Below are 23,556 nucleotides of genomic sequence, written 5' to 3'. Positions count from 1 at the left end.
TATCCTCGGCGGCATGGCCGGGGACAAAGACAGCGCCAGACTCGAGCCGGACGAGGTCGTCAGCGCCGTCTATTATCCGAACAAGGTGCGCCTCGTCGCCGCCACGATCTCGGGCAGCATAGCCGGACTGATCGTCGGCATCGGCGTGGCGCTGCTGCTGACCGGTGACGGGGCCGCCGGACTCCTCACGGCAGCCGCCTCCGTCGTCCTCGGCGCCGGCGTCTCCCTGTTCGGTTCGGCCAGCAAGGGCCGGCTGCGATTCGGCAGCGACTGGGTGGAGGGGCCGGTGGAGGGCGGCGTCGGCTACGTCCTGATGTGGCGGGACGACATCGCCGCGCTGGAGGTCGTCGATCAGGACAAGCTCCGGGTGGCGCGCCAGGACGGCGAGCGCTTGCTCGTCGACCTCGCCCATTACGACTTCATGGACCAGCAGATGATCCGGATGCGGCTCACCTCGCTCGCCGGCGGGCACACCTCCACGCCGCCGGAGACGATGGTGCAGGAATCGTCACGGCACCGGCTCGGATTCCGGCGCAAGAAGGAGCAGGAGCCCTCATCGGACCCCGTACGGAACAAATGAAGGCGATCAGCTGGCAGGATTTCGAGCAGGTGGAACTCCGCGTGGGCACCGTGACCCGGGCGGAGCCCTTCCCCGAGGCGCGCAAGCCGGCCTACAAGCTCACCGTGGACTTCGGCGCCGAGGTGGGCGTGAGGCGCTCCTCGGCGCAGATCACCGATCTCTACGAGCCGGACGAGCTGGTGGGCCGCCAGGTGCTGGCGGTGACTAACTTCCCGCCGAAACAGATCGGCCCCTTCATGTCGGAATGCCTGGTGACCGGCTTCGTGCAGGCGGACGGCAGCGTCGTGCTGGCCGTGCCGGACCGGCCGGTGGCGGACGGGAGCCGTCTGGCATGAGCGGCCGCGAGAGCCGCGCGCGCATCGCCGCCCGGCTGCGCGATACCCAGCGCCGCCAGCAGCGGCGCGAACTCCTGCTCACGGCGGCGGTTCTGATCGGCGGCGGCCTGCTGATCGCCGGCTGGGGTCTCGGCTGGTTCGCCGCGGAGATCACCCTCGAGAGCTCCGACGGCCACTGGGCCGACCGGGAAGCGCTGGACGAAGGGCGGGATTACACGGACAGCGTCGCGCTGTTCATGCAGTACCGCATCGAATGCGGCGCGCCGGAAGCCGAACTCTATCGCGCCACCGCCAGGCCCTGGTGGAACCCGTTTCTCTGGCCCAGCCTGATCGCCGACGCGAAATGGTCCATCCCCTACCGGAAGCCGCTGGGTACGGCCGAACCCACCGGCATCCCCGAGGTGAGCTGCACACCCGTCCGCGGTGCCTGGGAGCGGGCGGACCGCCAGGCCGACGCCTATCTGGAGTCGCTGTGAGCGCGACGGCAGGAGCAAGGGAGGAGACCGTCGTCATCGACGCCCGCTATTGCGGACCGCCGGAGTCGGGCAACGGCGGCTACAGCGCGGGGCTGCTGGGCACCCGCCTGCCCGGCACGCCCGAGGTGCGCCTGCACCGGCCGCCGCCCCTCGACCGGCCGCTGACGCTGCGCCTGGGCGCGGAGACCGGCGAACTCCTGGACGGCGAGACCGTTGTCGCGAGCGCGCGGCCGGGCGCGATCGAGGGCGACCTGCCGCCGGCCCCGAGCCTGGAAGAGGCGGGGGCGGCCTCCCGCGATTATCTCGGCTTCGAGGCCCACACGTTCTCCACCTGCTTCGTCTGCGGCCCGGCGCGCAGCCCGGCGGACGGCGGGCTGTGCATCTATCCCGGTCCCGTTGCCGGCACGGACCGGGTGGCAGCGCCGTGGCAGCCGGCGGACGCGCTGGCAGACGAGTCGGGACACGTACGGCCCATCTATCTCTGGTCGGCGCTGGACTGTCCGTCGGGCTTCGGCGCGATGGGACGCAACCCGGCTCCGGTCGTCCTCGGCACCATAACGGTGCAGATCGCCGCGCCGCTGCCGGCCGGCCGGTCCTGCGTCGTCGCCGGCTGGCCCATCCGCAGGTCCGGGCGCAAGCACTACGCGGGATCGGCCATCTACACGGCGGAGGGCGAGCCCGTGGCCCGCGCCAGCACCATCTGGATCGCCCTCTGAGGACGCTTTCCCAGGGTGCCGACGGCGCCCCGCGAACGTGGCGATCCGGTTGCGGCGACAGCCGACACTGAAAACGACCGCCCGCCTCCGCTATAGTCGGACGTTCGTCGCGCTGCCATCGGAGTCATCATCCCCCATCCCATGCTCACCATCCCGACCCGTCCCGGCCTCAACAGGATCGTCGTCCTGAACTCGAAAGGCGGCTGCGGCAAGACCACGCTCGCCACGAATCTCGCCAGCCACTACGCCCTGCGGGGGCCGCGGCCGGCGCTGATGGACTGCGACCCTCAGGGCTCGGCCATGCGCTGGCTGGAGCGCAGGCCGGCGGAGGCGCCGCCCGTGCACGGCATCGCCGCCTACAAGCGCAACATGGCGGCGACGCAGAGCTGGCAACTGCGCGTGCCGCAGGAGACGGAGACGCTCATCGTGGACTCGCCGGCCGGCCTCGACCGGGACGCGCTGCGCCAGCTCACCCGGGACGCCACCAGCCTGATCATCCCGGTGATGCCCTCGGCCATCGACATCCACGCCACGGCCCGGTTCATCGGCGAGCTGCTGATCGGCGCCGGCGTCGACCGGCGACGCCGCAACGTGGCCGTGGTGGCGAACCGCATCCGCCGCAATACCCGCAGCTTCATCAAGCTGACCCGCTTCCTGGAATCGCTGGAAATCCCGGTCATCGCCGCGCTGCGTGACGTCCAGGCCTACGTTAGCGCGGCGGAAGACGGCATCGGCCTGTACGAGATGAAGCCCTACCGGGTCAGGAAGGACCTCGTGCATCTCGACCGCATCGTCGCCTGGCTGGAGGGCTGGCGCTCCCGCGTCCCCGGCGCGGAACCGGAAGAACCCGTGCGGCCCGGGACGCAGGCGGCTGCACCGACCGTCCGTGACGGGCCGCAATGGTCCGCACCCGGGTCCGGACCGGGCGCCGGTCACCGGTAGCACTACGTAGTGCCGCGGCGTACGGCCGCGTGTTTCAATAGAGGAAGCGCTGGAGGCAAGGAGGAACCCCGTGAAACAGATCACCGAATCGTCGAAAAGCGTCGAGCAGGCCACCGCGGATCTGCAGGAGGCGGTGAAGAAACACGGCTTCGGCGTGCTGCACATCTACGATCTCAAGGCGACCCTGCAGGAAAAGGGCGCGCCCATCGAGAACGAATGCCGCGTGCTGGAAGTGTGCAATCCCCAACAGGCGCAGAAGGTGCTGTCCGCCGACATGAGCATGAATATGGCGCTGCCCTGCCGGGTGTCCGTCTACGAGCAGGACGGCCGTACCCGCATCGGCCTGCTGAGCCCGAAGGAGATGCTGGGTCTGCTGTCGGACCGGCCGGAGCTGGCCGAGGTGGCCGCGGAGGTCGAGGCCACCATGCAGCGCATGATCGAGGATGCAAAATAAGCCGGCCGCGGCCGCCCCGCAGCATCCGGAGCCCGAACCGGCAGTAAGCCTGCGACGGCCGGAGCGGAGCATGGCCGGCGAGTTCCTGACCGCCGTGCGGCTCAGCCGGGACCTGCACGGGCCCTGGGTGGTCGCGCCGGATTCCCTCGCCGGCTACCGGGCCTATCTCGACCGTCTGCAGCAGGACAGCAACCTGGGCTATTTCGTCATGACGGCGGACGAGCGCATCGCCGGTGTCATCAATGTCAACGAGATCGTCCGGGGCGTGTTCCGCAGCGGCTACCTGGGCTACTACGCCTTCCTACCCTGGACGGGACGCGGCTACATGCGCGCCGGCATGCGCAAGGTCATCACCCGGGCGTTCAGGGTGCATCGGCTGCACCGTCTCGAGGCGAATATCCAGCCGGGCAACGAGCCGTCCCGGCGGCTGGTCGGCGCCCTCGGCTTCCGGCTCGAGGGTTACTCGCCGCGCTATCTCAAGATCCGCGGGCGCTGGCGGGATCACGAGCGCTGGGCCATCACCCGCGAGGAGTGGCCGCCGGGATAGCGGGGCAGTGCTGGCGGCGGCCCGGCTCCGCGCCTATGCTGCTCCGGGGAGGGCCACCACGATGAGACTCGAGACCGAACGACTGCTGCTGCGGCTGCCGGAGGAACGCGACCTCGACGCACTCGCCCGCATGCATACCGACGAACAGCACATGCGTTACATGGGCGGCCCGCTCGACCGCGAGACGACCTGGCGCCACATCGCGATGATGCTGGGCCACTGGCAGATCCGGGGCTATGGCCTGTTCGCCGTGGAAGACCGGCGGGACGGCACCTTCCTCGGCCGCGTCGGTTTCATCCACCCCGAGGGCTGGCCCGGCTTCGAGATCGGCTGGCTCATCGGCCAGGAATACGCCGGCCGCGGCTACGCCACGGAGGCGGCCGAGGCCGCGCTGGACTGGTGCTTCGACAATCTGGACCAGGACCACGTGATCAGCCTGATCCATCCCGACAACCGACCGTCAATCCGGGTGGCCGAGAAGCTGGGCGAGCGGCCCTGGGGCGAGACGCGGATCAAGGACATGGACGTGGTCATCCACCGCCTCGAGCGCGCGGACTGGACCGGGCGCAGACGCTAGGAGGTAAGCAATGCGAGCAGACCGCACGCGTCTCGGCGCGGCGTTACAGGCAGCCGCCGTCTTTCTGTTGCTCGCCGCGCCCCTCGCGGGCGCGGCGGCAGAGACCGGCGACAGCCCCTACCGCTACGGCACTCCGAGCCGCGACGGCATCGGCAAGTTCTACATGGGCCGGGAGATCTCCCATGTCATGGGCCACCTGGGCGCCGGCTGGCTGGAGCGCCCGTCCCGCCAGCAGGAGGAGCGCACCGATCTCCTGGTGCGGAATCTGCCGCTGGCGGAGGACGACGTGGTGGCGGACGTCGGCGCCGGGACCGGTTACTTCAGCTTCCGCATCGCGCCGGGCGTCCCGCGGGGAGAGGTCCTCGCCGTGGACATCCAGCCGGAGATGCTCGCCATCATCGAGGAGCGCGGGCGCGAGGAGGGCGTGGACAACGTCCGCGGTGTCCGCGGCAGCATCACCGACCCGAACCTGCCCGAGGCGGCCGTCGACCTGGCCCTGATCGTCGATGCCTACCACGAGTTCTCCCATCCGCGGGAGATGGCCGCGGGCCTGCTGCGCGCGCTGCGGCCGGGAGGCCTGCTGGTGCTGGTGGAGTACCGCGCCGAGGATCCGTCGGTGCCGATAAAGCGCCTGCACAAGATGAGCGAGGCGCAGGCCCGGCGCGAGCTGGAGGCGGCCGGCTTCGAGTTCGTCCGCAACGAGGATTTCCTGCCGCAGCAGCATTTCCTGGTGTTCCGGCGCCCCGGCTGAGACGCCGTTCCGGCGGCCGTCGGGGATGTTAGGATGCGCCCGTTTTCGAGTACGGAGGAGACGCGGTCCATGCGCAAGACCACGCAGGGAACGGCGGCACTTCTTGCGATTTCGATGGCGATTTCGATGGCGATAACGGCACTGCTGCCGGCAGGAGACACCATGAGCGCCGAGACGCCCGACGACCCCTGGATCTGGCTGGAACAAGTGGAAGGCGAACGAGCACTCGCCTGGGTGGAGGAACGCAACGAGTCCTCACTCGGCTACCTGGAGTCGCGGCCCCTGTTCGGGCCGCTGAAGAAACGCGGCCTGGAGATCCTGGATTCGGATGCGCGGATCCCGGAACCGGCGCTGCGCGGCGGGATGGTCTACAACTTCTGGCAGGACGCGGGCAACCGCCGCGGCCTCTGGCGCCGCATGTCGCTGGACGACTATGCCCACGGCGGCAGCGACTGGGAGGTGCTGCTGGACCTGGACGCCCTCGCCCGGCGCGAGAACGAGGACTGGGTCTGGAAGGGCGCGAGCTGCCTGCCGCCGGAATACCGCCGCTGCCTCGTGCACCTGTCCAGAGGCGGCGCCGACGCCACCGTGGTGCGTGAATTCGACACCGTGACCGCGCGCTTCGTCGACGACGGCTTCCGGCTGGAGGAGGCGAAGCACGTGGTGAGCTGGGCCGACGAGGACACACTGTACGTCGGCACGGACTTCGGACCGGGCAGCCTGACCGACTCCGGCTACGCGCGCACCGCGCGGCGCTGGCGGCGCGGCCAGCCGCTGGCCGAGGCGCCGGAGATCTTCGCCGGCGAGAAGACCGACGTGGCCGTCAGCGTCGTTCGGGTGCGGGACGGCCATGGCAACGGCGACAGACACTACGACATCGCCAGCCGCGGCAAGACCTTCTTCACCAGCGAACGCTATCTCTACCGTGACGGCGAGCTCGCCAGGATCGACATTCCGGAAGACGCCGAGCTGCACGGCATACTGGACGCGCAGATGATCGTGGAGCTGAAGAGCGCCTGGGCGCCCGCCGGCCGGGAGTATCCCCAGGGCGCGCTGCTCGCCACGGACTTCGCGGCATTCATGGACGGCGAGCGGGACTTCGAGATGCTGATCGAGCCCGCTCCCGCAACGGCGATCGTCAGCGGTGCGGCGACGGGTGTGATACGCACGCGCAGTCACCTGGTGGTGAACGAACTCGAGGACGTGGTCAGCCGGCTGACCCGCTTCACCCGGGAGGACGGCCGCTGGACCCGCCAGCGGATCGAGGCGCCGGAGGACGGCGACATCACGCTGGTGAGCGCCACCGAGACGTCGGACTACTTCTTCTTCCGCTACGAGAGCTTCCTCACCCCCGACACGCTCTACCTCGCCCGCGACGGCGGCAGCCGGACGGGCGACGTGCGCTCCCTCCCCGCCTACTTCGACACCGACGGCATGCGCGTGGAGCAGCACTTCGCCACCAGCCGCGACGGGACCCGGGTGCCCTACTTCCTGGTGCTGCCCGCCAGCTTCGACGCGGACGGCGACACGCCCACCCTGCTGTACGGCTACGGCGGTTTCGAGGTGAGCATGGCGCCCTCCTACAGCGCCGTCCTGGGCTCGAGCTGGCTCGCCCGCGGCGGTGCCTACGCGCTGGCCAACATCCGCGGCGGCGGCGAGTACGGCCCGCGCTGGCACCGTGCCGCGCTGCGCGAGAACCGCCAGCGAGCCTACGACGACTTCATCGCGGTCGCCGAGGACCTGGTGAAACGGGGCGTCACCGTCCCCGAACGCCTAGGTATCCGCGGCGGCTCGAACGGCGGCCTGCTGACCGGCGTCATGCTGACCCAGCGCCCCGACCTGTTCGGCGGCGTGGTGGTGCAGGTGCCGCTCCTCGACATGAAGCGCTACCACCAGCTGCTGGCCGGCGCCTCCTGGATGGGTGAATACGGCAACCCCGACACCGGCGACTGGGACTTCATCGCCGAATACTCGCCCTACCACAACCTGGATCCGGAGGCGGACTACCCGCGGGCCTTCTTCACCACCTCCACCCGCGACGACCGGGTGCACCCGGCCCATGCGCGCAAGATGGTGGCGCGGATGGAGGCGATGGGGCACGACGTCCTGTACTACGAGAACACCGTCGGCGGCCACGCGGGCGCCGCCGACAACGCCCAGCGGGCCCGGGTGGAGGCGCTGATCTACACCTATCTGTGGGACGCGCTGGGCGGCGACGGGGGCGACGGGGGCGACGGGGGCTAATTGTGCGCGGGTTCACGCCTCCGACCCGCCCGGGTCTGTAGACTCGAAAGCGGTTATGACCTTCTCGCAGCAAAACGCCCAGGTCCGCAAAAAGCTCACGGCCCTGCTGGAAGAGATCGTCGCGGCCGGAGAGGCGGGCGAGGACGCCGGGCGCACGGTGGAGCTGGATCAGGCCCGCGTGGGGCGGCTGTCGCGGATGGACGCGCTGCAGGCCCAGGCCATGTCCCGGGCGACCAGCCGGCGGCGCAGCGAGAATATCCTGCGCATCCGCGCCGCGCTGCAGCGCCTGGACGACGACGAATACGGCCGCTGCGTGCGCTGCGGCGAGGCCATCAACCCGAAGCGGCTCGAACTCGATCCGGCCACCGCGCTGTGCATCGGCTGCGCCGAGAGTGTCGAGCAACCCCGGCGCTGAGCGCCCACCCCCACCGCCGTCATATTGCGGAAACTGCGACTGTTCGCGGCATCACCGGGGGTTACCATGGACGCGAGCGGCCTTGCAGGCTGCCCGTTTTTTTATGTCCAGAGAAAGTGGAGTGGCTCCCCAATGACGGATTCAGTGCCGAGGTCGCGCGACGACGACTACACCCCCGAGATGGCCGAGAAGCGCCGAGGCTTCGTCGGCGAGCGCACCGGCGTCAGACTGCGCCACGTCGGCCAGTTCTCCTTCGAGCCGTCGGTACTGCCCGGCAACATCGAGAACTTCATCGGCGTGGCCCAGGTGCCCATCGGGCTGGCGGGACCGCTGCTGGTGCACGGCGAACACGCCGAGGGCGAGTTCTACATCCCCCTGGCCACCACCGAAGGCACCCTGGTGGCGAGCTACAACCGTGGCATGAAACTGCTGCGGGCCGCCGGCGGCGTGCGCACGACGGTGCACGACGACTGCATGCAGCGGGCGCCCGCCTTCATCTTCAAGAGCGCGCGGGATGCCCGCGAGTTCGGCATCTGGATCGAGGAGAACATCGACGCGATCCGCGAGCAGGCGGAATCCACCAGCAGCGTCGCGAAGCTGCGCAACATCGAGCAATACTCGGCCAGCCGGTTCCGCTACCTGCGCTTCGACTACACCACCGGCGACGCGGCCGGCCAGAACATGGTGACCCGGGCCACCCGGGCGGCCTGCGACTGGATCAAGGCCAATTATCCGGGCATCGACCACTACTACCTGGAGTCGAACTTCGCCACCGACAAGAAGAGCTCCCAGGTCAACGTGCTGCACACCCGGGGCAAGCGGGTGACCGCGGAGGCGATCATCCCCGGCGAACTGCTGACCTCGGTGACCCACGCGCCGGCCAGCCTGGTGCTGCGGGGTCGACAGGTGGCGAATCTCGGTGCCATGCTGTCCGGGGCGAACAACAACGGCGCCCATTCCGCGAACGCCATCACGGCCATGTTCATCGCCACCGGCCAGGACGTGGCCAACGTCGCGGAGTCCAGTGCCGGCATCATCCACGCGGAACTGACGCCGGAAGGGGATTATTATTTCTCCATTACGCTACCGTCCCTGATCGTCGCCACCCACGGCGGCGGCACGGGGCTGCCGACCCAGCGGGAGTGCCTGGAGGTACTCGGATGTTACGGCAAGGGCAAGGTGCTGAAACTGGCGGAGATCGTGGCCGCGACCGTGCTCTGCGGGGAGCTCTCGCTGGGCGGCGCCATCGTCGCCGACGAATGGGTGTCCAGCCACGAGAGCTACGGCCGCAACCGCTGAGCGTGGGGAGGTGGGCCGCCACGGTACTGCTCGCGCTGCTGGCGGCCGCGCCGGCAGGAGCGGCTGACCCGGCGGATCCGGAGCCTGCCTTCAGCTACGAACGGCCCGAGAGCCTGCCGAGCGACGAGGAACTGGTGGCGATGGGGGCGGTGATCGGCGAGGTGCGCCTCGACCGCCAGCAGATCTTCGACACCAGCCAGCCGGAGGAAGACAGGGCACTGTACCGGCTCGCCAACCGGCTGCATCCGCTGACCCGGCCCTCCGTCATCACCAGCCAGCTGCTGTTCTCGAGCGGCGACTCCTACGACCCGCGCCTGCTCGCGGAATCCGAGCGCATCCTGCGCAGCAACGGCTTCCTGTTCGATGCGCTGGTGGTGCCGGTGGCCTACGAGGACGGCAAGGTGGACGTGCTGGTGCGCACCCGCGACGTATGGACGCTGGAGCCCTCGCTGTCGCTTTCGCGCTCCGGCGGCGAGAACCGCTCGCTGGTAGGGGTCGAGGACCAGAATTTCCTCGGCACCGGCGCGACCATCGCGCTGGAATTCGAGAACGACGTCGACCGGGATTCCCGCCGCGTCACCTATTCCGACCGCCAGCTCGGGCGCAACTGGATCTCGGTGGACCTGAGCTACTCCGACAACACGGACGGCTCCACTCAGGCCCTCAGCGTCTGGCGCCCTTTCTACGCCCTCGACACGCGCTGGGCCGGCGGCTTCACGGGATTCACCGACGACCGTGAGGAATCGCTGTACGAGCTCGGCGACGAGGTGGTCGACTACCGCCACGAAGAGGACCTGCTGCACGCCTGGTACGGCTGGTCGCCGGGACTCAGCGACGGCTGGACCCGCCGCTGGCGCGCCGGCGTGGTCTACGACGACAACGTGTTCGGCCCGCCCGACGACCTCGTGCGGGCCGGGCCGGTGCCGGAGGACCGCAAACTGGTCTATCCCTATATCGGCGTCGAGATCATCGAGGACCGCTATACGGAGGCCATGAACCACGACCAGATCGGCCGCACGGAAGACTTCTTCCTCGGCACCCGGCTGTCGGCGAGCATCGGCTGGAGCGACGAGTCGTTCGGCGCGGACCGGGACGCCTGGATCGTCTCCGGCGCCGCCAGCCGCGGCTACGGCACGCCCGCCGAGCGCATGCTGCTGCTGGATGCCCGGGCATCGGCCCGGCTGGAATCCGGCAACATCGAGAACGGGCTGGTGCGGGGCTCCATCCGCTATTACCACAAGCAGTCGGAGAAGCGGCTGTTCTTCATGACCCTGCACGGCGCGGTGAGCGAGAATCTGGACCTGGACAACCCGCTGCAGCTGGGCGGCGACACCGGACTGCGCGGCTACCCCATCCGCTACCAGACGGGCGAAGCGAGCGCGGTCTTCACCATCGAGCAGCGCTACTTCACCGACTGGTACCCGTGGCGCTTCTTCCGCGTCGGCGGCGCGGTCTTCGCCGACATCGGCCGCACCTGGGGCGACAACCCGGTGGGCGGCGGCAGCCTCGGACTGCTGAAGGATGCGGGCTTCGGCCTGCGCCTGGCGCCCACCCGGGGCGGCAGCGAGAAGGTGATCCACATCGACGTCGCCTTCCCCCTGGACGGCGACGACTCTCTCGATTCGGTGCAGATCAGCGTGGAAGGCAAGCGCAGCTTCTAGGACCGCGGCCTGGCGGCCCGCCGGCACCGCAGCACGAGGCCGTAGACCGCCAGGTTGACGAGAATCACGCCGCTGCCGAGCACCAGCTGCACCGTCGGCGTCAGACCGGCGGGATAGATCAGCGGCAGGAGGTAGTGCTCGATGAAACCGCCGCTGTAGCCCGCCTCGCCCGCGGCCGCACGCAGGCGCTGCTCCAGCGGGGTCAGCGGGCAGACGCCGCCGGTGAACTCGATGGCCGCCCCCCAGACGGCGCAGGGCAGGTGCGCGAGCGCGGCCGGCGGCCAGCGCAGCGCGAGCAGGCCGCCGGCCACGACGAACACGATGAACGCGGCGTGCAGCAAGAGTACGGCGTCTGCGGCCAGGCTTGCGGCCATCGGCGCTTGCCTCCCGGCGGCTTGCGTAAATCCCATAGTTACACGCCGAACCGGCGGAGCGAAACTGACTCCTATCGAGGCAGACACCAGAGAGCGCTGGCACCCGGCCGGGGGGCCCCGGCCGCGCGGTTCGGCATCGGAAGGAGGAACCAGTGAACGAGTCGGCAACAGGTATTCGCGTCATCGGCGCGGGGGTCGGCAGGACGGGCACCCATTCCCTGAAACGCGCGCTCGAGCACCTGCTCGACGGACGCTGCTACGACATGGACGAGGTCCTCGCGCACCGGGAGCACGAAACGGTATGGCAGGCGGCCGCGGAAGGTCGCATGCCCGATTGGCGGCGCTTCCTCGGCGACTACGTCAGCACCGAGGACTGGCCGGCGGCCGCGTTCTGGCCCGAACTCGTCGCGGCGTTTCCGGATGCCTTCGTGCTCCTGTCCCACCGCCGCGCCGAGGACTGGCTCCTGAGCGCCCGGGCGACCATCTTCCAGGCGATGGAGGAAGACGAGGACACGCCGTGGGGAGACATGATCCACGCCATCATGCGCGAGCGTTTCACCGACCAGCTCGAGGACGACAACGCCTGCCTCGAGGCCTACGAGCGGCACAACGCCGCGGTGCGCGCCGCAGTGCCGCCGGAACGCCTCATCGACTGGCCCACCGGCGCCGGCTGGGAACCGCTGTGCAAGGCGCTCGGCGTCGAGGTGCCGGACATGCCGTTCCCCCACGTGAACACCACCCGGGAGTTCCGGGAGCGGGTGAAAGCGCACTGACCGCTCCCGTTGCGGTACCCTGTGCGCCGGCGCGCTGCCGCGCCGCCGCGCCGTCGTAATGCCGTCGCCGGCGTGCCGCAACGAGGAGAGAACATGATCACCGTCCATCACCTGGAAGACTCGCGCTCCCAGCGCGTGCTGTGGCTGCTCGAGGAACTGGGCGCCGACTACGAGATACGGCGCTACGAGCGCGACCCCGAGACCATGCTCGGCCCCGAGTCCCTGAAGGCGGTGCACCCGCTGGGCAAATCGCCGGTGATCGAGGAAGACGGCCGCGTGGTGGCGGAGTCCGGCGCCATCATCGAGTATCTGATCGCGCGCCACGGCGGCGGCCGGCTGATCCCGCCCGCGGACTCCGAGGAGCGCCTGCGCTACACCTACTGGCTGCACTACGCCGAAGGCACGCTGATGCCGCTGTTCGTCATGGGCCTGGTATTCGAGCGCCTGTCGCAACCGCCCATGCCGCTGCTGCTGCGTCCCGTCGGCGGCCTGATCGGCGCCGGCGTCAGGAAGTCGTTCATCGAGCCCCGCCTCGAACAGAACCTGGGCTTCATCGAGGAGGAACTGGGCCGCAGCAGCTGGTTCGCCGGCGAGGAACTCACCGGCGCCGACGTGCAGATGAGCTTCCCCCTCGAGGCCGCGGTGGCCCGGGGCGGCGTCGGCGAAGCCTTCCCCCGCATCCGCACCTTCGTCGAGCGCGTGCACGCGCGGCCGGCCTACCGCCGGGCGCTGGAGCGCGGCGGCCCTTATTCCTACGCCGGCTGAGCCGCCGGCAGGAGCACGACGATGACCGTGATGGCCACCTGTATCGCACTGCTGGGGCTGCTCGTGTTCCTGCTCGGACTGGGCGTGTCGCTGGCGCGGCGCCGGGCGAAGACGGGCGTCGGCTACCCCGACGACCCCGCGGATATCCTGCACAAGCTGGTGCGCGCCCACGGCAACACCATCGAGTACGCGCCGATGCTGGCGCTGCTGATCTGGGTGGCCGGCACCGCCACCAGCGCGGTCTGGCTGCAGTGGATCATGATCGGCGCCACGGCCAGCCGCTACATGATCGTGGCGGGCATGCTGCTCGCGCCGTCGCTGCGCCACCCGCATCCGCTGCGATTGCTCGGCGCGCTCGGCACTTACGTCTTCGGCACGGTGCTCTGCCTGGACCTCCTCTACCGGGCGCTGGCCTGACGCGAGAGCCCCGCCCGCCCTGCATAACGGCGCCGAAAGCGTTACCCTACGGGCAGTGGCCCGGGAACCGGCATGGCGCCGGCGCCTCCTGGCGCGACAATCCACGATGCGGTGTGGCCGCGACCGCCCCGCTGAAGAACACTATGGAGAACCCTGTGAAGATTGCTGAAAACTGCGTCGTCGCCATCGACTACACCCTGACCGACGACGACAAGAACGAGCTCGACAGCTCCGCGGGCCGCGAGCCGCTGAAATACCTGCACGGTGCGCAGAACATCATCCCGGGCCTGGAGAAGGCGCTGGCCGGCAAGGCCGAGGGCGACGAGGTGCAGGTCACGGTGCAGCCGGAAGAGGCCTACGGCCCGGTGAACCCGGACCTGATCCAGAAGGCCCCGCTGAGCGCCTTCCAGGGCGTCGAGGAAGTGAAGCCCGGCATGCAGTTCCAGGCCGAGGGGCCGAACGGGCAGACCCAGATCATCACCGTGCGGGAAGTGCATGACGACGGCGTTTCCATCGACGCCAACCATCCCCTGGCCGGCCAGGTGCTGCACTTCGACGTGAAGGTACAGGAAGTCCGCGAGGCCACCGAGGAAGAAGTGGAACACGGCCACGTGCACTGATGACGGATGACCGGATCGATAACCTCGAGGCGAAGGTGGCTTATCTGGAGGACGCCAACGAGACCCTGAGCGGCGAGGTGGCCGCGCAGCTGCGCATGATAGAGAGCCTGCAGTCACGGCTGGCGCTGGCTCTCGAGCGCATCGGCGAGCTCGAGTCGGGGCCGGCGGACGAGCCCCGGGGAGACGAACCGCCGCCCCACTACTGATCCGGGCGCGGGGACAGCCGGCACATGGATGCTCTGGCCGTCGCCGCCAACGTCATACTGATCGCGATCCTGATCGCGATGCTCGTCGAGGCGGTGCAGCGCCGCCTCTTCGCACCTCCCTGGTTGCGTTACGGCGTCGCGGCGGCGGCGCTGCTGGTGGCCGCGGACCTGGCCGTGTACCTGATCGAGGCCGAGGTGCACCAGGTGGTACCGGTGTGGTTCTACCTGGTCGCCGCCGCCATACTCGTGGTCCGCGCCGCGACCGAGGCCGTGGTGGGGCTGGCCGCCGCCGAGCGGCTGGGGCTGAAGCCGCTGCCGCTCGTACGTCCCCGTACGGACGGCGAGAGGCGCGGCGGCGCCGCAGCCGTCGTGGCTGCCGGCATCGCCTGCGGACTCGCCATCGCGGCGTGGAGTGCGGTCCTGTTCCTCGTCACGGCACCGGGACCGGCCGGCGGCGGCGAGATCGCACCGTGGCAGATGCCGGAGGGGGCCGCCCTGGCCTGGTTCCTCACGGCGCTGGTGGTCACATCCCTGGGTGAGGAGCTCACCTTCCGCCTGGGTATCCAGAACTATTTCGCGGCGCTGTTCGGTCGCGGCGCGGCCGGCTACTGGGCCGCCATCGTCCTCGCGTCCGCGCTGTGGTCACTCGGGCACATCGGCCGGGTGGACCCGGAGTGGGTAAAGTTCGCGCAGATCTTCCCGGCGGGGCTCGCGCTGGGCTGGCTGTTCCGCCGCGCGGGCTTCGAGGCCTGCGTGATCGCCCATGCCGTGCTGAACCTGATCATGCCCTTCGCCACCCCGAAACTGCTCGGATGAGCGACGGCACGCTGGGACGGTGCAGCCTCGTGGCATAATCGGGACAGCACGCAGACAGACGGATACACCAGTGAGCGAACAGGATCGATTGAAGGATCAACTCCGCACGCTGCACCGGGAGCTCGAGGGCTCCGGTCAGCTGGACGAGGACATGCGCAGGCTGCTGACCCAGGTGGACGAGGACATCCACCGGCTGCTCGATCAGGGCGAACAAGCCGCAGCGGAACCCGAGAGCGGCGACGCGCTCAGCAACCAGGTGCGCGAGACGGCGACCAATTTCCAGGCCGAACACCCGCGCACCTATCGCGTGCTGCGCGAGATAGCGGACACTCTGGCGAAGCTGGGCATCTAGTGTCCTGTATGACGGCGGGGATGACCGGCCCGACGGCAGCCGTCGCGGAGCGGCGTCCGGCAGCGTGAGCGACCTGATCGCGGCATTCGGCGACTACGTGCCCGCGCTGGCGGCCACCGCCTTCGTGGCGATGGTCCTCGCGCTGGGCCAGTGGCTGCTGCTGTCCCGCAAGCCCCTCGGCACGGAGGCACGCCTGCCCCGGCAGCTGACCATGCTGCTGCTCACGGCCGCGGGGCTGCTGTTGGTCGTGCTGCTGCTGCCCATGTCGGACAGCACGCGGGGACAGGTGCTGAGCCTGATCGGCATCGTGCTCACCGCCGTCATCGCCCTGTCTTCCACCACCTTCGTGGCCAACGCCATGGCGGGCCTGATGCTGCGCATGGTGAGGAGCTTCCGCCCGGGCGACTTCGTCAGCGTCGGCGAGGAGTTCGGCCGCGTGACCGAGCGGGGCCTGTTCCACACCGAGATCCAGACGGAGGAACGCGACCTCACGACCATCCCTAACCTCTACCTGGTCACGAACCCCGTCACTGTCGTGCACTACTCCGGCACCATGATCTCGGCCTCGCTGTCCCTCGGCTACGACGTCGCCCACAGCCGCATAGAGACGCTGCTGAAGGAGGCGGCATCCGCATCGGGTTTGGACGAGCCGTTCGTGCACCTGCGCGAGCTCGGTGACTTCTCAGTCACCTACCGGGTGTCGGGCTTCCTGGCGGAGGTGAAGCACCTGCTGACGGCGCGCTCCAATCTCAGGCGCGCGATCCTGGACACCCTGCACGGCGCCGGCATCGAGATCGTCTCGCCCACGTTCATGAACCAGCGGCGCATCGGCGAAGGCGTGCCGGTCATCCCGCCGGAGGCGGATGGAGGGTCGGCACCGCAGAAAACGCCGGTGGAGCAGAAGCCCGAGGACCGCATATTCGACAAGGCCGAGGAGGCCGGCGAGCGCGAGTCCCTGCGGCTGGAGCTGGAAGAGCAGCAGGCGGCGAAAACCGCGCTCGAGGCCGCCATCAAGGAAGCCGACGAGGAGAAGAAGCCGGCCATGCAGCGTGAGCTCGAGGCGCTGGAGCGGCGGGTGGCCGCGCTGACGGAGGCCGTGGACGCAGCCGGCGGCGGCAAGGACGACAAAGACCGCAAGCCGGGGGGCTGAGGCCGGCTCACGCGGCCGAGAGCTGGCGGATCCGCGGCACGAAGATCATCAGCAGCGCGGCCGAGAGTATCGGCAGCAGCGAGACCACCACGAACAGCGGCCGGTACGAGTAGTTCTGGATGAGCCAGCCGGCCATGGGCGCGAACAGCGCCGCGCCCAGGCTGCCGATGGCCCCGTATGCCCCCCACACCGACGCCACCCGCCCGGCCGAGAAAAGGTCCGACGGCAGGGTGAAGAACACCGCGCTCTTTACCTGGATGGAGAACATGCCCAGCGATATCAGCGCGATGGCGACGTAGGGCGAGCCGGCGGTGGCAGCCGGCATGGCGCCGAGCATCAGCAGCGCACCCAGCCAGATCACGAACTTGCGGGAGAAGTCGATGCTGCCCCCGTTCTTGATGATGCGGCTGGACAGCCAGCCGCCGAACCAGGCGCCCAGATCCGCCGCCACGAACGGTATCCAGGCGAACATGCCGATCTCGCGCAGGTTGAAGCCGCGCTCGTCCGCCAGGTACAGCGGCAGCCAGAAGACGAAGAAATAGAACGGCCCGTCGCTGACGAAGCGGGAGATCATCAGGCCCCAGAATTCCCGGTGCTTCAGCAGCTCCGCCCAGCCCTCGCCGGCCTGCTGGGGGGCACGCTCGGCGAGGATGAGATTGCGCTCGGCGGGGGTGATGCGGGGGTGGTCCTCCGGCAGGCGGAACCAGCGATGCCAGAAGAAGGCCCAGACCAGGCCGATACCGCCGGGCACCAGGAACGCCCACTCCCAGCCGAAGTTCTCGATCAGCCCGGCCGCCAGCGGCGGCGTGATGATGGAGCCCGCGCCGGCGCCCAGCATGAAGATGCCCACGGCGGTGGAACGCTCGCTGGCCGGGAACCACTGGGCCACCGCCTTCAGTGCGGCCGGGAAGTTCGCGGCCTCGGTGAGGCCGAGGGAGATCCGCAGCACCAGGAAGCTCGTCACGCCGCGCCCCAGCGCATGCAGCATGGTGGACAGACTCCACAGGCCGGCCGCCAGCGTGAACGACAGCCGCGTGCCGAGTCGGTCGATGACCGGTCCGGTGAGCAGCTGGCCCAGCGCATAGGCGCCGAGGAAGGCCGAGGTCAGCCAGCCGTAGTGCTGATCGCTGATGCCGAAGTCGTCCCTGACCACGGGCATGACCATGCCGAAACTCAGCCGGTCGACGTAGTTGATGGTCGTGATGACCGCCAGCATGATGGCGATCCGCCAGCGCACGGCCATGGCTTCCCCTTTCTTGTTCTAGTCCGTCTCGTCCCCGCCGCCGCCCAGCCGCGGCAGCGGCGGCGGCTCCACTGCGATGGTGGTCACCTTGGTCTCGGTGTAGAAAGCCAGGCCCTCGCGGCCGCCGGAACGGCCCAGACCGGAGTCCTTGCAGCCGCCAAACGGCGCCCGGATCTCCCGCATGAGCGGCGTATTGATCCAGACGGTACCCGTTCGCAGGCCGTCGCGCACCCGGAACGCGGTGCCGATGTCCCGGGTCCACACGTAGGCCACCAGGCCGTAGGGCGAGTCGTTGGCGATGCGTACCGCCTCGTCCTCGGTATCGAACACGTGGAAGGTGGCGAACGGGCCGAAGATCTCCTCCCGGGCCACCCGGCTCGCGGGGTCCGCGAGCACCGCCGTCGGCTGCAGATAGAAGCCCTCGCCGTCGGCGCCCAGCCGCTCCCCGCCGATGAGGAGCTGCGCCCCCTCGGACCGGGCGATATCGGCATAGCCGAGCACGCGCCGGAAATGCGCCTCGTAGGCCAGCGGGCCGATCTCGGTGGCCGGGTCCATGGGATCGCCGACCCGCAGGTTGCGGGCCCGCTCCACGAAGCGTCCCATGAACGCGTCGGCCACGGAGCGCTGCACCAGGATGCGGGAGCCGGCCAGGCACTGCTGGCCGTTGTTGGAGAAGATGCCGATCAGGGCCCCGTCCAGCGCCCGGTCCAGGTCGGCGTCGGCGAAGACGATGTTGGCGGACTTGCCGCCCAGTTCCAGCATCACCGGGGTCAGGTTCGGCGCGGCGGCGGCCATGATCCGGCGGCCGGTCTCCGTCCCGCCCGTGAAGGCGATCCGGTCCACGCCGGGGTGAGCCGCCAGGGCTGCGCCGGTCACCGCGCCGCGGCCGTTGACCAGGTTGACGACCCCCGGTGGCAGACCCGCCTCGTGCAACAGTTCCACCAGCCGCGGCAGGGACAGCGCCGTATGCTCCGAGGGCTTCAGCACGCAGGCATTACCCGCCGCGATGGCCGCGGCGATTTTCATGGATGCGAGCGCGAGGGGCGCATTCCACGGCGCCAGCAGCGCGGCGACACCGGCCGGCTCCCGGCCCACCGTGGTCACGAAACCCGGGGTCTGCTCGTACAGTTCGCCGGCCTCGGTGCTCACCAGTTCGGCGAAGTACTCGAAGTTCCGCGCCAGGCGCGGGATGTGGCGGTCGCGGACGTCGCGCATCGGCAGGCCGGCATTGCTGCACTCCAGCCAGGCCAGTTCCGCAGCATTTTCCAGCAGCAACCTGCGGGCCTGCAGCATGACGGCCTTGCGTTCATCCAGCGGCATGCGCGGCCAGGGGCCGGTGTCGAAGGCGGTGCGGGCGGCGCGCACCGCGGCATCCACCTCTGCCCGGTCGGCCTCCACAAGGCGGGCGATGCGCATCTCCGTGGCCGGGTTCAGCACGGGCAGACGCGTCGCCGCGGCCGCCGGCAACACCGCTGAGCCGTTGATTATGCTAACGATTTCGTCGGGTAGCGGCCATGCCATAGGTCAGCCCTCTGCCATCATCCGCCCGGCGTCGGCCGCGCCGTCGCCCGGCCACTCCCCCGTGCGCCGCAGCAGCTGCGCGGCAAGACAGAGATTGCTCGAGATCATCGGCGGCCCGTCCTTCGCGGACAGGATGGCATCCAGGCTCGGCATGCCGGTGCCGCTCAGCAGAACGACGTCGGCCTCGGGTGCAGCAAAATCCGCCAGCGCGCCGGCTACCGCCGCCGGCGTCAGATCGTAGATGGAGCGGGTGTCCTCGCTGCCGATCTCCAGGCGCTGCAGACGCACCACCTCAAAGCCCGCCGCCTGCCAGTAGCGCCTGGCCGCGGCGCACAACGAGGCCGGATAAGGTGCGAAGACGGCCAGCCGGCGCGCCCCCCGCAGCGCGAGCTCCGCCCGGATGGCAGCCGTGGCCGTCACCACGGGGAGGCCGAAGTGGTCCGTCAGGCGCTGGACGGCGGCGTCCTCCGCCTCGGCACCGGTGAGATAGGTGGAGCCGGTGCACGCGAAGGCGAAGGCCGCCAGCGGCAGGCTGTCGAAGCTCTCGATGGCCGGGCCGATCTGCCCGAAGTATTCGCGCAGCCGCTCGGCCGGGTCCCGGGCCCGGCTGGTGAGGCGGGTCGTGACCGGCAGGTGCCGGCCGGTGAGCAGGTGCCGGAACTCGGCCTCGACCGTCGGGTTGGCCTGGGGCGTGGCGACGCCGAAGTGCAGCGTCGGCATGATCGACTGCTTCACGCGATGGTCTCCGCTTCTCTCAGGCCGGTGATCATGGAGCTGCGCAGCAGAAACTGCCGGCAACGGGACTCATCTTTCGCGATTTCCTCGAATTGTGCCAGCCGCTCCTCCTGCTCGGCAGGGTCGCGGGTCTGCATGCGGGCGCGGTTGTCGGCAGCCTGGGGGATGATGGCGCCCGCGGCCATGTGGCGGCGCTGCCGGGAGTAGCGCTCCAGCAGCGCATCGGGCCCGCCGTGCAGCACCCGCAGCAGTTTCTCGACCAGGTTCATGGCGTCATGGATGCCGCCGTTCATGCCCATGCCGCCGCTGGGCGCGTTCAGGTGGGCGGAATCGCCGGCCAGCAGCACCCGGCCGCGGCGGAACTCGGGCACACAGCGTTCGTGCACGCGGTAGGGGTTCACCGCCAGCAGGCGGGCATCGGCCGCATCCGGGTGGATACGCGCCAGCGCCGGGCGGAGCCGGTCGCTCGCCTGCAGCGCGGCGAGGTCGTCACCCGCGTCGGGGTAGAGGCTCACCCGCCAGCAGCCGGGCAGCCGCAGCAGACTGAAGGGGCCCGCGCCGCTCCAGCAGTAGGCGACGTTGGCCAGACCCTCCAGGTAATTGTGGAAGGGGAAATCCGTGGTCACCAGCACCGAGGCGTGCTCGTAGGTCCGGCCCTCGTACTCGAGCCCCAGGCACTCGCGCACGCGGCTGCCGGCGCCGTCCGCGCCGATGAGCCAGTCGGCCGTGCGCTGCACGCCGTCGGCGGTGTGCACCGTCACGCCGCCGGCATCCTGCGCGACCTGCTGCACCGGCGTGGAGAAGCGCACTTCGGCAAGGTCCGACTGCCGGAGTTCCGCCAGAAGGATGCGGCACAGGCGATGCTGCTCGCATTGCAGCCGGAAGGGGTGGGCGGTATCGCCCTGCAGAACGCCGAGATCGAAGTTCACGGTGCGGCCGCTCTCGTGCTGGCGCATCTGCCAGACCGGTGCCTTCAGCCCCTCGGCCACAAGCGTCTCGGCCACGCCGAGCGCCTGCAGCATGTCCAGGGTGGGCGGGTGGAAGGTGGAGGCGCGCATCCGCATATCGATGTCGTCCGCGGCCTCCAGCACGAGGCAACGGACACCCGCCCTGGACAACGCCATGGCGGCCGAGAGACCCACCGGTCCGGCGCCGGCGATGATCACCTGATGGTTGGTCAATTCATGGGACCCCCCGGCCCGCCCCCTTCGACGACGAATACTAGCGCCTGCCCGACTGCCGGTCATCCGCCGAGGGGAGCAGAACGTCTCCCGACGTTGGGGGCGGCGGCGGTGACCCCCGCCGCCGCCCCGTCCGGTATACTCCGGGTCCCGGCACCCGCCATCCGGGTGCATGCCTGCTCACTCAGACCCACGCGAGTCCATGGACGTCACGCCCATCATCGATCCGTTGAACGACGCTCAGCGGGAAGCGGTCACCGCACCCGACGAACCCGTGCTGGTGATCGCCGGCGCCGGCAGCGGCAAGACCCGCGTGCTGGTGCACCGCGCCGCGTGGCTGATCCGCGTGGGCGGCGTCGCGCCCCAGAGCCTGCTCGCGGTGACCTTCACCAACAAGGCCGCCAACGAGATGCGCAGCCGCATCGAGAGCCTGCTGGACATGCCGGCGCAGCATCTTTGGATCGGCACCTTCCACGGCCTCGCCCACCGGCTGCTGCGCCGCCACTGGCGCGAGGCCGGCCTGCCGCAGTCGTTCCAGATCATCGACGCCGACGACCAGCAGCGGCTGATCAAGCGCATGCTGCGCGGCATGGAGCTGGACGAGTCCCGCTGGGTGCCGAAGGAGGTGCAGTGGTTCATCAACAACCAGAAGGACGAGGGCCTGAGACCCGACCACCTGGACGACGGCGGCGACCCGAACCGGCGCCGCATGATCGAGCTCTACCGGGCCTACCAGGAGCAGTGCGACCGCGCCGGCCTCGTGGATTTCGCCGAGCTGCTGCTGCGGGCGCATGAGCTCTGGCGCAACGACCCCGAGCTGCTGGCCCATTACCAGCGCCGCTTCCGCCACCTGCTGGTGGACGAGTTCCAGGACACCAACGCCATCCAGTACGCCTGGCTGAGGATGCTGGCCGGCTCGAGCGGCATCCCCTTCGTGGTGGGCGACGACGACCAGTCCATCTACCGCTGGCGCGGCGCCCGGGTGGAGCACATCCAGCGCTTCCAGAAGGACTTCCCCGGCGCGAAGGTGGTGAAGCTCGAGCAGAACTACCGCTCGACCGGCACGATTCTGGAGGCCGCCAACGCCATCATCGCCAACAACGACGGGCGCATGGGCAAGAACCTGTGGACCGAGGGCGGCGAGGGCGAGCCCATCCGCATCTACGCCGCGTTCAACGAGCGCGACGAGAGCGACTTCGTCGTGAACCGCATCCGCGACTGGGTGGCCCAGGGCAACGCCCGCGCGGACGCCGCCATTCTGTACCGCTCCAACGCCCAGTCCCGGGTGCTCGAAGAGGGCCTCGTGAACGCGCGCATCCCGTACCGGGTGTACGGCGGCCTGCGCTTCTTCGAGCGTGCCGAGATCAAGGACGCGCTCGCCTACCTGCGGCTCATCGCCAACCGGGACGACGACGCCTCCTTCGAGCGAGTGGTGAACACGCCCACGCGGGGCATCGGGGCGCGCAGCGTGGAGGCCATGCGCTCCTACGCCCGGGCCAACGCCTGCTCGCTGTGGCGCGCGGCGGGCGCACTCGCCAGCGACGACGGCGTGAACGCGCGCGCCGCCAACGCCATCCGCGCCTTCCTGAATCTCATCGAGGTGCTGGACCGGGACACGAAGGGCCTGGACCTGCACGAGCGGGTGGACCACGTCATCGGCGCCAGCGGGCTGGTGGAGCACTTCCGCAAGGAGAAGAGCGAGCGCGCCATCACCCGGGTGGAGAACCTGGAGGAACTGGTGAGCGCCGCCCGGGGCTTCGACCCGGAGCAGAGCGACACCGACATGCCGCCGCTGGACGCCTTCCTGGCCCACGCGGCGCTGGAGGCGGGCGAGGGCCAGGCGGATGCCTGGGAGGACTGCGTCCAGCTGATGACGCTGCACTCCGCGAAGGGCCTGGAATTCCCGCTGGTCTTCCTCTGCGGCATGGAGGACGGCCTGTTCCCCCACCAGCGCTCCATCAACGACCCGGGCGGACTCGAGGAGGAGCGGCGCCTGTGCTACGTCGGCACCACCCGGGCGATGCGCCAGCTCTACATCACCTACGCCGAGCAGCGGCGCCTGCACGGCACCGACAGTTTCTCGCTGCCGTCGCGCTTCATCGCCGAGATCCCGACCGAGCTGGTGGAGGAGATCCGGCCGCGGGCGCAGATCAGCCGGCCGGTGGTCTCGCCGGCGCGGCGCCCGTCCCGGGCCGGCCGCGAGCCCTCGGGCGGTGAGGACGGCATCCGGCTCGGCCAGCGCGTGCGCCACGGCAAGTTCGGCGAAGGCGTGGTGCTGAACTGCGAGGGCCAGGGCGCCCATGCCCGGGTGCAGGTGAACTTCGAGGGTGCCGGCACCAAGTGGCTGGTGCTCACCTATGCCAATCTGGAACTGATGTAAACTGGCTCCCGGTCGCGGGCCGAAAG

27 protein-coding genes are annotated in these 23,556 nt (G+C 69.8%); 22 read left to right on the top strand and 5 right to left on the bottom strand.

Annotation, left to right across the window (positions count from 1 at the left end):
- Positions 1-13 precede the first annotated feature (13 nt).
- The 13 genes from ACJMK0_RS03245 to ACJMK0_RS03185 all read left to right on the top strand — a co-directional run bounded on the left by ACJMK0_RS03245 (position 14) and on the right by ACJMK0_RS03185 (position 10,997).
- Entirely contained in the window at positions 14-580 is a 567-nt protein-coding gene (locus ACJMK0_RS03245) for a hypothetical protein (protein WP_405235455.1), read from the top strand.
- A complete protein-coding gene (locus tag ACJMK0_RS03240) occupies positions 577-915 on the top strand; it encodes a tRNA-binding protein (protein ID WP_405235453.1) in 339 nt (112 codons plus the stop codon). The genes ACJMK0_RS03245 and ACJMK0_RS03240 overlap by 4 nt, the downstream gene beginning before the upstream one ends.
- Positions 912-1,391 (top strand): hypothetical protein, encoded by a 480-nt coding sequence (locus ACJMK0_RS03235; protein ID WP_405235451.1) that lies wholly within the window; start codon positions 912-914, stop codon positions 1,389-1,391. Before ACJMK0_RS03240 ends, ACJMK0_RS03235 begins: the two co-directional genes overlap by 4 nt.
- Entirely contained in the window at positions 1,388-2,107 is a 720-nt protein-coding gene (locus ACJMK0_RS03230) for a hypothetical protein (protein ID WP_405235449.1), read from the top strand. The genes ACJMK0_RS03235 and ACJMK0_RS03230 overlap by 4 nt, the downstream gene beginning before the upstream one ends.
- Before the next feature lie 141 nt (positions 2,108-2,248).
- Positions 2,249-3,049: a nucleotide-binding protein gene (locus ACJMK0_RS03225; RefSeq protein WP_405235447.1), complete on the top strand. Its 801-nt coding sequence runs from the start codon at positions 2,249-2,251 to the stop codon at positions 3,047-3,049.
- A 70-nt stretch (positions 3,050-3,119) separates the two neighbouring features.
- Complete coding sequence (locus ACJMK0_RS03220; protein ID WP_405235445.1) at positions 3,120-3,503, top strand: DUF302 domain-containing protein; 384 nt, start codon at positions 3,120-3,122, stop codon at positions 3,501-3,503.
- The gene (locus tag ACJMK0_RS03215; protein WP_405235443.1) at positions 3,493-4,050 is read left to right on the top strand and encodes a GNAT family N-acetyltransferase; all 558 of its coding nucleotides are present in this window, start codon (positions 3,493-3,495) and stop codon (positions 4,048-4,050) included. The genes ACJMK0_RS03220 and ACJMK0_RS03215 overlap by 11 nt, the downstream gene beginning before the upstream one ends.
- A gap of 61 nt (positions 4,051-4,111) precedes the next feature.
- Complete coding sequence (locus ACJMK0_RS03210; RefSeq protein WP_405235441.1) at positions 4,112-4,627, top strand: GNAT family N-acetyltransferase; 516 nt, start codon at positions 4,112-4,114, stop codon at positions 4,625-4,627.
- A gap of 10 nt (positions 4,628-4,637) precedes the next feature.
- Positions 4,638-5,378 (top strand): class I SAM-dependent methyltransferase, encoded by a 741-nt coding sequence (locus ACJMK0_RS03205; RefSeq protein WP_405235440.1) that lies wholly within the window; start codon positions 4,638-4,640, stop codon positions 5,376-5,378.
- 69 nt (positions 5,379-5,447) lie between these two features.
- Positions 5,448-7,622 carry a prolyl oligopeptidase family serine peptidase gene (locus ACJMK0_RS03200; RefSeq protein WP_405235438.1) on the top strand — a complete coding sequence of 725 codons (2,175 nt, stop codon included), beginning with the start codon at positions 5,448-5,450 and terminating at the stop codon, positions 7,620-7,622.
- Positions 7,623-7,677: 55 nt separating this feature from the next.
- Positions 7,678-8,037, top strand: a complete 360-nt coding sequence (locus tag ACJMK0_RS03195; protein WP_405235437.1) for a TraR/DksA family transcriptional regulator — start codon at positions 7,678-7,680, stop codon at positions 8,035-8,037.
- A gap of 132 nt (positions 8,038-8,169) precedes the next feature.
- On the top strand, positions 8,170-9,336 hold the full coding sequence (locus tag ACJMK0_RS03190) for a hydroxymethylglutaryl-CoA reductase (RefSeq protein WP_405235435.1): 1,167 nt from the start codon (positions 8,170-8,172) through the stop codon (positions 9,334-9,336).
- Between the two features lie 2 nt (positions 9,337-9,338).
- Entirely contained in the window at positions 9,339-10,997 is a 1,659-nt protein-coding gene (locus tag ACJMK0_RS03185; RefSeq protein WP_405235433.1) for a BamA/TamA family outer membrane protein, read from the top strand.
- Here ACJMK0_RS03185 and ACJMK0_RS03180 read toward each other — a convergent pair.
- Positions 10,994-11,371 carry a DUF2784 domain-containing protein gene (locus ACJMK0_RS03180; RefSeq protein WP_405235431.1) on the bottom strand — a complete coding sequence of 126 codons (378 nt, stop codon included), beginning with the start codon at positions 11,369-11,371 and terminating at the stop codon, positions 10,994-10,996. The two genes, ACJMK0_RS03185 and ACJMK0_RS03180, sit on opposite strands and share 4 nt — an antisense overlap.
- Positions 11,372-11,523: 152 nt before the next feature.
- Here ACJMK0_RS03180 and ACJMK0_RS03175 point away from each other — a divergent pair, with 152 nt between their 5' ends.
- The 8 genes from ACJMK0_RS03175 (at position 11,524) to ACJMK0_RS03140 (ending at position 16,470) form a co-directional block, all read left to right on the top strand.
- On the top strand, positions 11,524-12,144 hold the full coding sequence (locus ACJMK0_RS03175; protein ID WP_405235429.1) for a sulfotransferase family protein: 621 nt from the start codon (positions 11,524-11,526) through the stop codon (positions 12,142-12,144).
- A 93-nt stretch (positions 12,145-12,237) separates the two neighbouring features.
- Positions 12,238-12,909 carry a glutathione S-transferase family protein gene (locus ACJMK0_RS03170; RefSeq protein WP_405235427.1) on the top strand — a complete coding sequence of 224 codons (672 nt, stop codon included), beginning with the start codon at positions 12,238-12,240 and terminating at the stop codon, positions 12,907-12,909.
- Positions 12,910-12,930: 21 nt separating this feature from the next.
- Positions 12,931-13,326 carry an MAPEG family protein gene (locus tag ACJMK0_RS03165; RefSeq protein WP_405235425.1) on the top strand — a complete coding sequence of 132 codons (396 nt, stop codon included), beginning with the start codon at positions 12,931-12,933 and terminating at the stop codon, positions 13,324-13,326.
- A 155-nt stretch (positions 13,327-13,481) separates the two neighbouring features.
- The gene (locus ACJMK0_RS03160) at positions 13,482-13,946 is read left to right on the top strand and encodes an FKBP-type peptidyl-prolyl cis-trans isomerase (protein ID WP_405232842.1); all 465 of its coding nucleotides are present in this window, start codon (positions 13,482-13,484) and stop codon (positions 13,944-13,946) included.
- Complete coding sequence (locus tag ACJMK0_RS03155; RefSeq protein WP_405235423.1) at positions 13,946-14,152, top strand: SlyX family protein; 207 nt, start codon at positions 13,946-13,948, stop codon at positions 14,150-14,152. Before ACJMK0_RS03160 ends, ACJMK0_RS03155 begins: the two co-directional genes overlap by 1 nt.
- 24 nt (positions 14,153-14,176) lie before the next feature.
- Positions 14,177-14,968: a CPBP family intramembrane glutamic endopeptidase gene (locus ACJMK0_RS03150; protein ID WP_405235421.1), complete on the top strand. Its 792-nt coding sequence runs from the start codon at positions 14,177-14,179 to the stop codon at positions 14,966-14,968.
- A 70-nt stretch (positions 14,969-15,038) separates the two neighbouring features.
- Complete coding sequence (locus ACJMK0_RS03145) at positions 15,039-15,320, top strand: DUF4404 family protein (RefSeq protein ID WP_405235419.1); 282 nt, start codon at positions 15,039-15,041, stop codon at positions 15,318-15,320.
- A 64-nt stretch (positions 15,321-15,384) separates the two neighbouring features.
- Entirely contained in the window at positions 15,385-16,470 is a 1,086-nt protein-coding gene (locus tag ACJMK0_RS03140; protein ID WP_405235417.1) for a mechanosensitive ion channel domain-containing protein, read from the top strand.
- 7 nt (positions 16,471-16,477) lie between these two features.
- Here ACJMK0_RS03140 and ACJMK0_RS03135 read toward each other — a convergent pair whose 3' ends face one another.
- From ACJMK0_RS03135 to ACJMK0_RS03120, 4 genes are read right to left on the bottom strand one after another with little or no spacing between them, the layout of a single operon-like run.
- Entirely contained in the window at positions 16,478-17,713 is a 1,236-nt protein-coding gene (locus ACJMK0_RS03135) for an MFS transporter (protein ID WP_405235415.1), read from the bottom strand.
- A gap of 18 nt (positions 17,714-17,731) precedes the next feature.
- Positions 17,732-19,183, bottom strand: coding sequence for an aldehyde dehydrogenase (locus ACJMK0_RS03130; protein WP_405235413.1), 1,452 nt, complete (start codon positions 19,181-19,183; stop codon positions 17,732-17,734).
- 54 nt (positions 19,184-19,237) lie between these two features.
- Positions 19,238-19,969: a maleate cis-trans isomerase family protein gene (locus ACJMK0_RS03125; RefSeq protein WP_405235411.1), complete on the bottom strand. Its 732-nt coding sequence runs from the start codon at positions 19,967-19,969 to the stop codon at positions 19,238-19,240.
- Positions 19,966-21,150 (bottom strand): FAD-dependent oxidoreductase, encoded by a 1,185-nt coding sequence (locus ACJMK0_RS03120; RefSeq protein ID WP_405235409.1) that lies wholly within the window; start codon positions 21,148-21,150, stop codon positions 19,966-19,968. Before ACJMK0_RS03120 ends, ACJMK0_RS03125 begins: the two co-directional genes overlap by 4 nt.
- Positions 21,151-21,352: 202 nt before the next feature.
- On the opposite strand from ACJMK0_RS03120, the gene uvrD reads away from it, so the two are divergent.
- Positions 21,353-23,530: a DNA helicase II gene (gene uvrD / locus ACJMK0_RS03115; RefSeq protein ID WP_405235407.1), complete on the top strand. Its 2,178-nt coding sequence runs from the start codon at positions 21,353-21,355 to the stop codon at positions 23,528-23,530.
- The last annotated feature ends 26 nt before the right edge of the window (positions 23,531-23,556 follow it).

The organism is Lentisalinibacter orientalis (assembly GCF_040706535.1).
Classification (GTDB): domain Bacteria; phylum Pseudomonadota; class Gammaproteobacteria; order Steroidobacterales; family Woeseiaceae; genus Lentisalinibacter; species Lentisalinibacter orientalis.
The sequence above is the reverse complement of the archived record's forward strand: the minus strand, read 5'-3'. Positions and strand labels throughout refer to the sequence as shown.